12 protein-coding genes, 1 tRNA gene and 1 pseudogene are annotated in these 12301 nt (G+C 47.8%); 10 read left to right on the top strand and 4 right to left on the bottom strand.

Annotated features, from left to right (window positions below; genetic code table 11):
• Positions 1-153: 153 nt before the first annotated feature.
• The 5 genes from actS (at position 154) to ECL_RS20995 (ending at position 3371) form a co-directional block, all read left to right on the top strand.
• On the top strand, positions 154-897 hold the full coding sequence (gene actS, locus ECL_RS21010) for an amidase activator ActS (protein WP_013098606.1): 744 nt from the start codon (positions 154-156) through the stop codon (positions 895-897).
• 80 nt (positions 898-977) lie between these two features.
• Positions 978-1051: transfer RNA gene (locus ECL_RS21005), tRNA-Gly, on the top strand.
• Between the two features lie 563 nt (positions 1052-1614).
• A complete protein-coding gene (locus ECL_RS27525) occupies positions 1615-1761 on the top strand; it encodes a hypothetical protein (RefSeq protein WP_003863460.1) in 147 nt (48 codons plus the stop codon).
• A 64-nt stretch (positions 1762-1825) separates the two neighbouring features.
• Positions 1826-2122, top strand: a complete 297-nt coding sequence (locus ECL_RS21000; RefSeq protein ID WP_013098605.1) for a hypothetical protein — start codon at positions 1826-1828, stop codon at positions 2120-2122.
• A gap of 80 nt (positions 2123-2202) precedes the next feature.
• Positions 2203-3371, top strand: a protein-coding gene (locus ECL_RS20995; RefSeq protein WP_085929673.1) for an IS3-like element ISEc52 family transposase whose coding sequence is annotated in 2 segments (ribosomal slippage) — positions 2203-2452 and positions 2452-3371 — 1170 coding nt in all. Because the reading frame shifts where the segments join, the coding sequence is not laid out codon by codon here.
• 5 nt (positions 3372-3376) lie between these two features.
• On the opposite strand, the gene ECL_RS20990 is transcribed toward ECL_RS20995, so the two are convergent.
• The gene (locus ECL_RS20990; RefSeq protein ID WP_013098604.1) at positions 3377-3571 is read right to left on the bottom strand and encodes a site-specific integrase; all 195 of its coding nucleotides are present in this window, start codon (positions 3569-3571) and stop codon (positions 3377-3379) included.
• 1588 nt (positions 3572-5159) lie between these two features.
• Here ECL_RS20990 and ECL_RS27520 point away from each other — a divergent pair.
• Entirely contained in the window at positions 5160-5318 is a 159-nt protein-coding gene (locus tag ECL_RS27520) for a hypothetical protein (RefSeq protein WP_013098602.1), read from the top strand.
• Positions 5284-6276: a DEAD/DEAH box helicase gene (locus ECL_RS20985; protein ID WP_013098601.1), complete on the top strand. Its 993-nt coding sequence runs from the start codon at positions 5284-5286 to the stop codon at positions 6274-6276. Before ECL_RS27520 ends, ECL_RS20985 begins: the two co-directional genes overlap by 35 nt.
• Before the next feature lie 15 nt (positions 6277-6291).
• On the opposite strand, the gene ECL_RS20980 is transcribed toward ECL_RS20985, so the two are convergent.
• Positions 6292-7439 (bottom strand): IS3 family transposase gene (locus ECL_RS20980; protein WP_088581786.1). Its coding sequence is split into 2 segments (ribosomal slippage): positions 6292-7202 and positions 7202-7439, totalling 1149 coding nucleotides; the frame shifts between segments, so codons are not numbered across the junction.
• A gap of 37 nt (positions 7440-7476) precedes the next feature.
• Here ECL_RS20980 and ECL_RS20975 point away from each other — a divergent pair.
• Positions 7477-7659 (top strand): uL22 family ribosomal protein, encoded by a 183-nt coding sequence (locus ECL_RS20975; RefSeq protein WP_237707062.1) that lies wholly within the window; start codon positions 7477-7479, stop codon positions 7657-7659.
• Positions 7660-7787: 128 nt separating this feature from the next.
• Here the strand turns inward: ECL_RS20975 and ECL_RS20970 are convergent.
• Positions 7788-8997 (bottom strand): annotated as a pseudogene (locus tag ECL_RS20970) (IS3 family transposase).
• Positions 8998-9090: 93 nt separating this feature from the next.
• Between ECL_RS20970 and ECL_RS20965 the strand changes: the two are divergent.
• Both ECL_RS20965 and ECL_RS20960 read left to right on the top strand, forming a co-directional pair.
• A complete protein-coding gene (locus tag ECL_RS20965; RefSeq protein WP_013098599.1) occupies positions 9091-10875 on the top strand; it encodes a hypothetical protein in 1785 nt (594 codons plus the stop codon).
• Entirely contained in the window at positions 10876-11553 is a 678-nt protein-coding gene (locus ECL_RS20960) for a phage baseplate protein (protein ID WP_013098598.1), read from the top strand.
• Between the two features lie 33 nt (positions 11554-11586).
• On the opposite strand, the gene ECL_RS20955 is transcribed toward ECL_RS20960, so the two are convergent.
• Positions 11587-12258, bottom strand: coding sequence for an EAL domain-containing protein (locus ECL_RS20955; RefSeq protein WP_044157545.1), 672 nt, complete (start codon positions 12256-12258; stop codon positions 11587-11589).
• Between the last annotated feature and the right edge of the window lie 43 nt (positions 12259-12301).

Genomic DNA, 12301 nt, shown 5'->3' with positions numbered 1-12301 from the left:
AGTGCTAACCATGCGGATGGTTCAGCACCACCAGCGATGTCATTATACTGCATTCCGGTACGAACGGTTTGTTCCACAGAGCGGAAAAGGGCTGACCCATATCTGTTTGGGCTGGTATTATAGGGCGCCATTCACGCTGACCGAGGATCTGTTTTGTTTGCAGGAAGCCTGACGAGAAACCCCATCACTGCCGTGTTCTGCCTGATGCTGACGCTATTACTGGCAGGCTGTTCAGGGAGTAAATCTTCGGATATGGGCAGCTATTCCGGTGCGGTCTATACCGTGAAGCGCGGGGATACGCTGTACCGGATTTCGCGCGCGACGGGGACCAGCGTAAAGGAGCTGGCGCGTCTGAATAATATCTCTCCGCCATATACCATCGAAGTGGGGCAGAAGCTGAAGGTTAATGGTGGTTCATCCTCGGGCAAAAAATCGTCGTCGAAAGGCAAAACCGCCAAAGTGACGCCATCCTATGCGGTGCCGCAATCCTCCTGGCCGCCTGTCGGACAGCGCTGCTGGATTTGGCCGGCCAGCGGCAAAGTTGTGTTGCCGTACTCCTTATCTGAAGGCGGCAATAAGGGCATCGATATTGCAGCCGCGCGCGGTACGCCGGTTTATGCCTCCGGGGCAGGGAAGGTCGTGTACGTGGGCAACCAGCTGCGCGGTTACGGTAATCTGATCATGATTAAGCATGGTGAAGACTACATCACGGCTTATGCGCATAACGACACAATGCTGGTTAATAACGGCCAGAACGTGAAGGCGGGGCAGAAGATCGCCACCATGGGCAGCACGGGCACGGATACGGTGAAGCTGCACTTCCAGATCCGTTATAAGGCCACCGCCATCGACCCGCAGCGTTATCTTCCGGCACAGGGCAGCAAGCCGAAGTGCTAAGTGATTATTTTATCGCCGTTTAGTTGCGAAGAGGCTTGTATGAAGAGGCGTAAGGTCTATAATGCTTTACGCACCTCAAAGCGGGCGTAGTTCAATGGTAGAACGAGAGCTTCCCAAGCTCTATACGAGGGTTCGATTCCCTTCGCCCGCTCCAGAATTTCCCCAGGTGGAACCGTTCGAAAATCTCCGGTTCTTTCAGCATGTTACGCAGTAGTGCTTACTAACATGCTTAGGCGTTCTACCATAGTTCACTACTTTGACACTTGTCACGAATGGTTACTCGGTGAAATGAGAGTGTAGCCAATCGTCGGCGGTGGTTTCAAGTTCTTACCGCGATAGCCCAACAATGAACGCAAAGCCTACACCAGGCAGCGACGGATCGCACTTCTCATAACCTTTCAGTGAAGCGCATTTTTGCCGATGCTCCCACATGCCACACGTCGTGATGACGTTGCAGGGAATAAACAGGTTTTATGGTGGTTATGGTACTTGCAGACCATATGCAAGCTCTGCCAGCGGTTCGGCCTCGCTCCCTTTGGGTACATGGTCATCCTGATAAACTTCACTGTCTGACACACCCTGATGTTCTCGCCTAACGGCTCAGCGCGTTGTCTTACCACCAACGGGCATTAGGCTTTTATTGTCCAAATTCTGTTAGTTGCGCATTTTCTGCACCCTGGTTAACCTGAGATTAATCCTAATCTCCCAAGGGTGAACATGGCTATCGGGAACAGACAGATTCAAGAGGAATCACTCAAAGAAGAGTTAGATCGCTTGCTGGAAGAACTTGAAATCACACAGGAGCAACGGGAGTTTATCGAGTCCATGCGACAAGAGGACGGGGAAAATAACAACGGGAAATAAGGCTTGTATTGTCCAAAATCTGCGCTACGCTACCTTTGATTACTCACAGCAAAGGATAAATAAGATGGAAAAAGAACACTTTAAAGCGCACGTTCAGTATGACGACTGGAAGGGAAGCGTTGCAGCAGACAGTGCTGATCAGGAAGACTTTAGCGACTTTCTGAGAGACAAAGGGGTATTGAAAGAAGGTGAGATTGTGAAAGGTATTTCCTTCTACTCAGCAGAGCGTTTCTTTGATGTTGAAGCATTTGTTTCAGACGATGAACATGGGTTAAGAAGGGAAAAAGTCACAATGACGCTTGAGGAGTTTTTCAAAACCTTCAAACGTTTTTCAGTCAAGATTTCTCGCAAAGGGGAATGAAGTGGTTTTGAAGTGGTTTACTGAATTTGGCCACCTGAACAGAGGTGATATGCTCACCTCAGAACAACACAGGTGTCATAATGAAAAAAAGAAATTTCAGCGCAGAGTTTAAACGCGAATCCGCTCAACTGGTCGTTGACCAGAACTACACCGTGGCAGATGCAGCCAGCGCTATGGATGTCGGCCTTTCCACAATGACGCGATGGGTGAAACAATTACGTGATGAACGGCAGGGCAAAACACCAAAAGCCTCCCCCATTACCCCGGAACAAATTGAAATCCGTGAGCTCAGGAAAAAGCTACAACGTATTGAAATGGAAAATGAAATATTAAAAAAGGCTACCGCGCTCTTGATGTCAGACTCCCTGAACAGTTCTCGATAATCGGGAAACTCAGGGCGCGTTATCCTGTGGCCACTCTCTGCCATGTGTTCGGGGTTCATCGCAGCAGCTACAAATACTGGAAAAACCGTCCTGAAAAGCCAGACGGCAGACGGGCTGTATTACGCAGTCAGGTACTTGAACTGCATGGCATCAGCCACGGCTCTGCCGGAGCAAGAAGCATCGCCACAATGGCAACCCAGAGAGGTTACCAGATGGGGCGCTGGCTTGCTGGCAGACTCATGAAAGAGCTGGGGCTGGTCAGTTGCCAGCAGCCGACTCACCGGTATAAGCGTGGCGGTCATGAGCACGTTGCTATCCCGAATCATCTTGAGCGACAGTTCGCCGTAACGGAACCAAATCAGGTGTGGTGCGGTGATGTGACCTATATCTGGACGGGTAAGCGCTGGGCGTACCTCGCCGTTGTTCTCGACCTGTTCGCAAGAAAACCAGTGGGCTGGGCCATGTCGTTCTCGCCGGACAGCAGGCTCACCATGAAAGCACTGGAAATGGCATGGGAAACCCGTGGTAAGCCCGTCGGGGTGATGTTCCACAGCGATCAAGGCAGCCATTATACGAGCAGGCAGTTCCGGCAGTTACTGTGGCGATACCGGATCAGGCAGAGTATGAGTCGGCGTGGAAACTGCTGGGATAACAGCCCAATGGAGCGCTTCTTCAGGAGTCTGAAGAACGAATGGGTGCCGGCGACGGGCTATGTAAGCTTCAGCGATGCAGCTCACGCAATAACGGACTATATCGTTGGATATTACAGCGCACTAAGACCGCACGAATATAATGGTGGGTTACCGCCAAACGAATCAGAAAACCGATACTGGAAAAACTCTAACGCGGTGGCCAGTTTTTGTTGACCACTTCACACCTCGATATGCGTTTTCCCTGCACTGAATTGTGACCAGGTGAGGGTTAACAGGTCAGAGATACGTAATGCGCTCTCATACTGCATCACCCATGCACAGTAGAACAGGTTTGTTCTGGTATTGCGTCGTAGCTCTGCCGCCACTGCTTTCACGTCCTCCGCGCTTTTAAGCGCAACTGCGATACCTTCCATTCTTTATCCCTCCTCTTGTTCGTTTCGTTGAAAACATCATTGATCAGAAATTGATCATTTTCAATATGTTGCACGATATGTTTGTTTATGAAGAGCACGAAATGATCAAAAGGTGTGCGCGGTTGCCTGACCTATCGAACAGCGCCCGAGGCACTTCCCCAATTCCAGGCGCAGATTTTGGCAAATATCAGTAAGTGATTGAAAAATAGATGAAAATACATTTAACAACATGATTCATGAAACGGTAGTTCTGTCAAGAAATTTATTTTCGATGACGGGGAGTTACCCCTGTTTGCACGGTGAAGTGATGGAAAAGTGTACTGATTGAATAGAATCAATGAGTTACAGAATACACTTTACGAAAGTGTATCGAAGCTGGGCGATATCGCACGTTAGATGATAATAATTCTCACCTGAGTTGATTGCACCAAGAAATGATTAGAATGCTAATGAATTGGAAGGTTTCGGCATGGAATAATCGCGATTAAAATAAATTTGATAGAACACAAAAAGTCTTTAAGCATATTGCACCTATCATGAAAGTGTACATTGTGGACAATGATCGCTGTGAGCCGCACGGCGCAAGGCTTTCGTATAAGTGATGAAAGATACTTCGAAAGTGAGAAAGGCGCTCAGAGAACGTTACAGGCGGGTTATTTAGAATAGATTAAGCATCGCTTTACCTGGGGTTTAGCGGGTATTTAGAATGTAATTAGCGTGGGATTTTTCCGGCGCTATGGAGGCGAGTATTCGCTATTAACACGTAATCAGGATTGATGGAGGGTTAATTCTCCATAAAGTGGACTGTACAATTTGGTATGCGCTGATCACGCGCATGGGAGATAGCTATACAGGAAAGTAACCTCTACTGAAAGTTATTGTTGAGAAGAGGTTTTCCTGTAGAGAAACTTGTCATGTTCGCTTCACTCACTGACACAAACCAACTACTAACTACCCTTAATTAAATTAAGGTTATTAATTATCTCTCTTATGTTCTCGTATTCCTCGAACATACATCATTGTGCAGGATGATCATGAGCAGATACTTTTTCATGCGACATTCACCCGCTGATCGCTGGTTCATTGTGAGCCTACGATCTCAACACATCAAAATTATGTAAAAGGGCTTATCATTAAAATGATGTGTTAACAGGTTAATTGTGCAATGTAGCGTAGCTACAAGATCGGCTCACTTGCATGAAGAGCCGGAAATGATACCCTTCCTTGAGAAGCCGTCTTATCCTATTATGAAAAAATTGTTGACGACAAATTTATTTTGTGGTAGGGGTTGACAAACGTTATTAAAATAGTGTATTATGGTAAGTATGAAGGGGAGAAAACCTTCTGAACTTTTCAGCCCTGGGCGGGGTAACTGCCTGGGGCTTTTTGCATCCAAAATCCGAAGGAGGTAGTTATTGAAGTATTTCAGTAGTGACCAGGTGTTTTATGAACTGGTGAGTGGTAAAGCCACAAGAGATTTAATCTACGCATCTATGTACGTAGCCAGAAAACGAAAGTATTTCGAACGTGAACAGATGTTTAAAGAAGCATTATCCCGTTTTGATGAATTTAAGAAGGATTCCAAAGAATGAAGATTAACTTCACCCCTGAAACTTACGAGGCTCTGATCAATCGGGCTAATCGTGAAAATAAAGCCGCCGCCGCACTGGTGAGCGAATTAATAACAACAGTCCTTAACAAAGAGGAAACCAATGAACCAAAGAAGAAAAGTAGTAAAATTCGTTGATGCAATTTGCGGATCTGGAAAATCCACCACGTTACAGCACTACATCAAATCAAGTTTATTAACAAACTCCGAAGCAATTCCCCCTCGTTATCTTCTCGTGATGCCAACACATGAATTATGTGGACAGGTGAGGGAAGAACTAAAAGACAGACGGGTGAAGAGTTTCCATGTGGACACCGAAACAGAAGCGGTAAGACACCTAATTTCCACCTTGGAATACGATTTCCAGCATTCGGTTATTATCTGTACACATCAATGTTTCATTCATTACTGCTATCGTGCAGCGCTTGAAACGGAACTTCAAAACCTTCTCCGTAATTTCAGTATCTTTGTTGATGAAATCCCTGATGCAATGTTTGGCGCTTACATCAAAGTGCAGCATACCAAACGGACGGAACAAAATTTCCCATTCCTGGATTGGCTGGAAGAGCGGGACGGATTGTTATTCCTGAGTGAGGATAAGCGTGAAGATTTCTACGACTATTGGCACGAAACAGAGGCGAATGGTGCTGAGTTAAAGCGCCTGCTCTGGGCGATTATGCAGGGTGCTGGACTTCTCTACGAAGAGAATAAACACCTGTTTGCCTTCACTGCTTCACCAATTATCAGATCTGTAGAATGGGCTGAACAACTTACACTCTTAGGTGCTGGCTCTTCTCGAAGTTTGTTTGTCTGGGCTGCTGAACATCTGACGAAATACGAAGTTGAGGAAGCTGGTGAAGATTTACAGCCGCCACTTGAAAGACGTAAACATAAGCGTGTACCGATCTCCCTGGTCGCCGTATGTGAAAACAGATGCACCTTGTCAGCATTACAGGAAGTGTTTCACGAACATCTCCAGGAAATCATCCAGCGCGTGCCTGGTGAATTTATCTTCGCTACCAACAGAGATAAATCCCTGTGTCAGTTTACTACGATAGGGGATGAAATTCTTACCGATGCTTCCCGTGGTATCTGAATCGCCACGGATAATCTAGACACTTCCTAGCCGTTGATAATACTGGTTTTCATATTCTGTCGGTGACATCTGATCGCTGGAACCATGCCGACGCTTACTGTTATAAAACATTTCGATGTAATCAAAAATATCGCTGCGGGCTTCTTCCCGCGTTCCGTAGCTCTTTTTCTTTATCCGTTCGCGTTTCAACAACTGGAAAAAGCTTTCTGCAACCGCATTATCATGGCAGTTACCGCGACGGCTCATGCTGCCCTCCAGGCCGTGTGATTTCAGGAACGACTGCCACTCATGGCTTGTGTACTGACTGCCCTGATCCGAATGAACCAGCACCTGTTTTTGGGGATTACGGCGCCATACAGCCATCAGCAGTGCGTTCAGGACAATGTCCTTTGTCATCCGGGATTGCATGGACCAGCCGATAATTTTGCGTGAGAACAGATCAACAACCACGGCAAGATACAGCCAGCCTTCGTGGGTCCTGATGTAGGTTATGTCCGTTACCCAACGCTTATCCGGAGCATCCGGATTGAACTGTCGCTGGAGCCTGTTGGGCGACACGATACTGGCCTCGCCTTTACGTGCCCGCGGGCTCCGGTATCCGACCTGAGCCTTTATCCCGACACGTTTCATCAGTCGCCAGACTCTGTTCACTCCGCACTGTTGCCCGCTGTCCCGCAGATCCAGATGGATTTTGCGATAACCATAGACGCATCCCGATTCCAGCCAGAACTGTTTAATCTGTCCTGTCAGTCTCAGGTCTGCCTGATGGCGTTGTGAATGCGGCTGCTGAAGCCAGGCGTAAAAACCACTGGGATGAACATCCAGCACCCGACAGAGCAGGCGAACAGGCCAGCAACAGGTGTTGTCACGGATAAAGGCGTACCTCAGTCGGACAGCTTTGCGAAGTACGCCGCGGCTTTTTTTAATATGTCCCGTTCGTCGGTAACCCGCTTCAGCTCTTTCTGGAGACGGCGGATCTCGGCCTGAGCATCTGACTGTTCTTTATTAGCGGAAGAATCCGGACCGTACTTCTTTATCCAGGCGTAAAGGCTGTGGGTGGTGATATCGAGACGTGTTGCAACGCTGGCAACAGAATAACCGCGATCAACAACCTGTTTGACTGCTTCAGTTTTAAACTCTTCGGGATAACGCTTACCGCTCATGGGCACCTCTCTTTAAGCCATCTTAAATGACTCTGAGGTGTCTGTTAAACCCGTGGCGATTCAACTTAATGATACGAATGCCGAGCAACTACTGAATTTAGCAGCCGTATCGAGAGCACTTGATGTGAGCTATTCACATTTAAGACAACTCATTTTCAAAGGAATGAGTGTATCAGATGCGCTTAATTATCTTGTGAACGAAAAGAAAGGCGGTGAATAATCATGCTTGAAATCCACACAAGTTCTATCAAGAACACGGTGAAATTTAGTGTTGATCGTAATTCAATGAAAGAAGCTATGGACGCTTTCGATGATCTTGACCCGCCATTTCCGGACAGCTTTTGTATCTTAAGTTAACGATGCCCGCTGCCGCCGGTATTCTCTCGGAGAGTGATATCCCAGCGCACTATGCGGGTGATTTTCATTGTAATGCGTGAACGCCGCTGCAAGGTTTCGCAGGGCTGTTCTCACATCCGGTTTCGGCATGAACGCGATATAGTCTTCCTTCATCGTCTTCACGGAACCCGTTCGGCCATGCCATTGCTCTGCGGGCTGCTCACCGCTGTTGTACATGGCTCCAGATTCAGCTCTTTGGCGAACCTCCGCGTTTCATGCGCGGTATATGCTGAACCGTTGTCCGTCAGCCACTGCACCGCTGTGTCGGGCAGCCTGTCGCCGAAGCGCTTTTCCACCGACCTCAGCATCACATCCTGCACGGTCGAACTGTCATAGCCTCCCGTGCTTGCTGCCCAGTCTATGGCCTCACGGTCGCAGCAGTCCAGCGCGAACGTTACCCGCAGTTTTTCGCCGTTGTCGCAGCCGAACTCGAAGCCATCTGAACACCAGCGCATATCGCTTTCTGCCACCGCTATCTTGCCCTTATGTTCACGCTTCGGTCGCTCTGGTTTGTGATGCAACAACAACAGGTTATGCTCGCTCATTATCCTGTAAAGCCGTTTGGCATTCACAGGTGGCTGTCCCTCTGTGCGACGTTGCTTGCGCAGGATGCCCCACACGCGTCGATAACCATAACTCGGCATATCGCTGATAATGTTGAGGATAGCCGACAGTATTTCTGCGTCTGCTTCTTCATTACGCCGGTTACAGCGCCTGTCCTGCCAGTCGGCAGAACGGTTAATCCGCAGTGACAGTTGCGCACGCGACACGCCCATGGTCCGGCTGACCATGGCTATTCCCCGTCCTTTGGCAACAAGGGCGCGTGCGCTATCCATTTTCGCGACTGACCGTACTCCACGGCTTCTTTCAGGATCTCAACTTCCATCGTCTTCTTGCCCAGAAGGCGCTGAAGCTCCCGGACCTGCTTCAGAGCAGCAGTAAGCTCAGAAGCAGGAACGACTTCCTCTCCAGCCGCAACGGCGGTGAGGCTGCCTTCCTGATATTGCTTCTTCCACTTAAACAGCAGGCTGGGCTGGATACCATGCAGGCGGGCGACATGGGAGACATTCATACCCGGCTCCATCGTCTGCTGGATAATGGCGATCTTCTCCTGAGGAGTTTTACGTTTACGGACTTCTTGCCCTAACAGGATCCCGGTCATCTCAAAATTGGTGTTAGTGTTAGACATATATTCAAGCCTATCTCTTATCTGGAGATACAGCTACTGTCTGGTGTTTCAGGGGGCTACATCACTATGGACGCTTTCGATCAAATTCAGAAGAAAGCTAAAGGCATTAAAGATCCCACGTTGAATATGAAAAAATTCAGCCAAGGGCTTAAATCTGCTGAAAGAGAATTAGACAAGCTGAATAAGAAAGCGTCAAAGCCTCGTAATAGCGATGAACGAGAAAAGGCAAGGGCAGCTAAGGCGCAAGCCCGTGTAGAGGCTCAGGCAGCGAAAGAGGCCGCAAGAAACGCACAGCGCCGTGAACGGGCTGAATTGAAGCTATTGGACACTGCCAGCAGCTTTAGAAGTATGCAACACCTTACCAACGTCGAATTAACCCAGGCGGCATTACAGGCCAGCAGGATCACTAAGGCTTATGCAGCAGGTACTATCTCATTACAACGCCAAAACAGCGAGATCAAACGACTCCAGCAGAGCTACAGACGCATTAACGCTGAGCGTAGGGCTGCGGCGAAAGCGGGAGGGGCTAACGCTCTTGGTGGCGGTGGTAAGGCTACAGGGGCTATCTCTGGCTCTCTGATGGGCTTAGGCACTGGTGCGCTTGCTGGCGCTGGTATTGGTGCGGCGGCTTACGGTGCTTATTCATGGGGGAAAGAGGCTGTTACAGCACAGGAAGAGCGTAGCGAAATTGTGCAACGTGCCAGATTGGGCGGTGTAGATTATAACTTTTTACAATCGTTAGGCCAATTTGCACAGGCTAATGGTATCGATAGCGGGATGGGAACCCAGGGAGCCAGAAAAAACCTCGATGTAGCAAAAGATGTTTCTGAAAAGCTCGCAGATGGTGCGTTGAATGCGAAACGTAATAAACAAGGTGAATGGACAGGAGCACCAACAGGTATTAACACCGCTTTGAATATGGGGTACACGCCTGAACAGCTTAAAGAATGGGCTAAAAATCCGTTTGGTTTTGTCTCTTCATATACCAACACAATGCAATCTAAAGGATTGAGCGAACAAGAAATTTTGCACAATCTTGAAGACCTCGGGGACGATCTCGGACTTTACGCCAAAGCCTTTATGAATGGCGGGAAGGCTCTTACTTATCAGGTGGACGTGCTCAAGCGTAACGGGCAGTGGCTGGATGAAGCACAGCAGGATCAGCTTGTGGCCTACCGTAAGTTTAATCAGGAGCTTAGCATTCTCTCCGATAGCCAGAAGCTGGCATTCTTCGAAGGGTTTATGTCAGAGATTGACCCTGAAACCATGCGAGAGTTTAAGGACGCTATGCAGGAGGCGTTACCCTTCTTTCAGGGTGTCGGACGGGCTGCGGGCGATGTGGTGGATGGTCTGATGAAGCTAACCAACTGGATCACAGGTAAGCTCAACCTACTCAATGGGGATAACACCTCTAAAGAAGCTGTTAGCCAGCATTACGGCACTACGTCAGCACCTGTACAGGCTGGAAGTAATCCAGTGGCTAACGCCTATGGAGCCAGCCAGCCGAAAGCGGATGGTCATGAGCATAATGTATTCGACACAGTGCGCGAATGGTGGAACGGGACAAGCGACGCTAAGGACGTGGGCAGCTACGCGCAGAGCACCAACGGAGATTACTCTCCTGTTTCGATGTTGAAACAGAGTGCAGCAGCGCCCGCTAAGCCAGCCAGTGCGCCGATCATGCAGCCTGTAGTATTGCAGAATCAGCTACCGGAAGGGCTTATCCATCTAACTATTTCTCCTGATCCGACATTCGGAAACATGCTTAATGCTACCGTTGATCAGCGTATCAATGATAACAATCAGCGTATGGTGCTGGCTGTTTCATCTGGACAAGGGACGGGGGGCTAAATGGCAACACCAGGTAGTTTAACTATCGGGGGCAGCGATGCCTCCCGTATCAATTCGACTCAGAACAGTAATAACAGCAGTGCTACCCGCACCAAAGGTGAAAACGGATTCACCATCCTTGCATCTGTATATAATTCGTCCTCAGATAGCTATATTCAGAACTATCAGGCGATAGTGTTTGATGCCGTGACGGATACGGGAATACGCAGACAGGCTGATATTACCAGCTATCCCGTTGAGAGCGGGGCAGAGGTGAGCGATCACGTTCAGATTAAGAATAATACATTCAAGCTATCGGGGATTATTTCCGAAACTCCGGTGAGGCTGGAAAAGGATTTGTTATACAGCGCTGGTGTGAATGGCACTCGTATCAGTCAAGCTATCGAATACCTCGATAAGATGTTTGAAAGTCGCCAGCCCATCACATTAGTGACAGAGCACAAAGTGTACGATAATGTTATTCTCTCCGGTATTTCCTACGATTATAAATCTGAATACGCGATGCAATTCGATCTTGAATTTGAACAGATCAGGCTTGTCAGTAAAGCTACAGTTAATGTGATTGCAACTAAAACGCAGGGAAATAAATCTGTAGGCGGTACGGTGAAACAGAAGGTGGTGAACAATGCACCTAAGAAAACTGAATCTGACACTGTTACGACGGAGTTTAAAAAATGAGGGGCTTATGCCCCTTTTTTGATGGTTTCAACACTAAAGCAATGAATCCACATTTTTAAAAGGGACAGATTTAAAAAGATAGCCCTGTAATCCCCAAATTCCCACCTCACGCAGTAACCCCATATGATCTCTATTCTCAATCCCTTCAATAATAATTTTGTCGCAGTGTTTTTTGATTGATGCAATCAACAGGTTGAAGGTTGGTTTCTGCACCTGTTCATTAAAGAAGCAGCGATCTATCTTTACAACCTCAAAGTATCCTTCGATCAAACTAACTACATTCGCGTTTCCTGCGCCAAGGTCATCGAGCCATAGCCCATTTACACCCTGGCTCAGCGATTTTAATAAGGGACTTTTCAATCCCTTATCCAAACCAGGGAAATGCTCAGAAAGTTCAAGTTTGACGAATGGCATAGATTCAAATGCTTTTATCAATGTTTGATCGTGCCGAACGAGAAAAGCCATTTGTTGATCAATGTTTAGTGTGCAAAAAAGTTTATTTCGTTCGAACCACTTTTGTTTGCTGGAAATGATACCGCATTGTTCGTATAGAAAGAGCCGCTTCCTATCTAAATCCCAAGATGAAATAACAAAGTCAGGATGACAAGGACGGCCATCATTGGAAATGAAACGAGTTAAAAGTTCAACGCCCATTAATCTCTCGTCAACATTCATTATTGGGTCTGCAATATAAATGTGTTCCATACTAATTGCCCATTTTAGTTATGTACTGATTATCATCTAAAAA

Origin of the sequence: Enterobacter cloacae subsp. cloacae ATCC 13047, from assembly GCF_000025565.1 — a bacterium.
Taxonomy (GTDB): Bacteria; Pseudomonadota; Gammaproteobacteria; order Enterobacterales; family Enterobacteriaceae; genus Enterobacter; species Enterobacter cloacae.
The sequence above is the reverse complement of the archived record's forward strand: the minus strand, read 5'-3'. Positions and strand labels throughout refer to the sequence as shown.

Bases quoted from the DNA above. Each gene is read 5' to 3' on its own strand.
- ECL_RS20990 (WP_013098604.1), bottom strand. From the start codon at position 3,571: ATGGAAGGTATCGCAGTTGCGCTTAAAAGCGCGGAGGACGTGAAAGCA.
- ECL_RS21000 (WP_013098605.1), top strand. From the start codon at position 1,826: ATGGAAAAAGAACACTTTAAAGCGCACGTTCAGTATGACGACTGGAAG.
- ECL_RS27520 (WP_013098602.1), top strand. From the start codon at position 5,160: ATGAAGATTAACTTCACCCCTGAAACTTACGAGGCTCTGATCAATCGG.
- ECL_RS27525 (WP_003863460.1), top strand. From the start codon at position 1,615: ATGGCTATCGGGAACAGACAGATTCAAGAGGAATCACTCAAAGAAGAG.
- ECL_RS20955 (WP_044157545.1), bottom strand. From the start codon at position 12,258: ATGGAACACATTTATATTGCAGACCCAATAATGAATGTTGACGAGAGA.
- ECL_RS20960 (WP_013098598.1), top strand. From the start codon at position 10,876: ATGGCAACACCAGGTAGTTTAACTATCGGGGGCAGCGATGCCTCCCGT.
- ECL_RS20965 (WP_013098599.1), top strand. From the start codon at position 9,091: ATGGACGCTTTCGATCAAATTCAGAAGAAAGCTAAAGGCATTAAAGAT.
- ECL_RS20985 (WP_013098601.1), top strand. From the start codon at position 5,284: ATGAACCAAAGAAGAAAAGTAGTAAAATTCGTTGATGCAATTTGCGGA.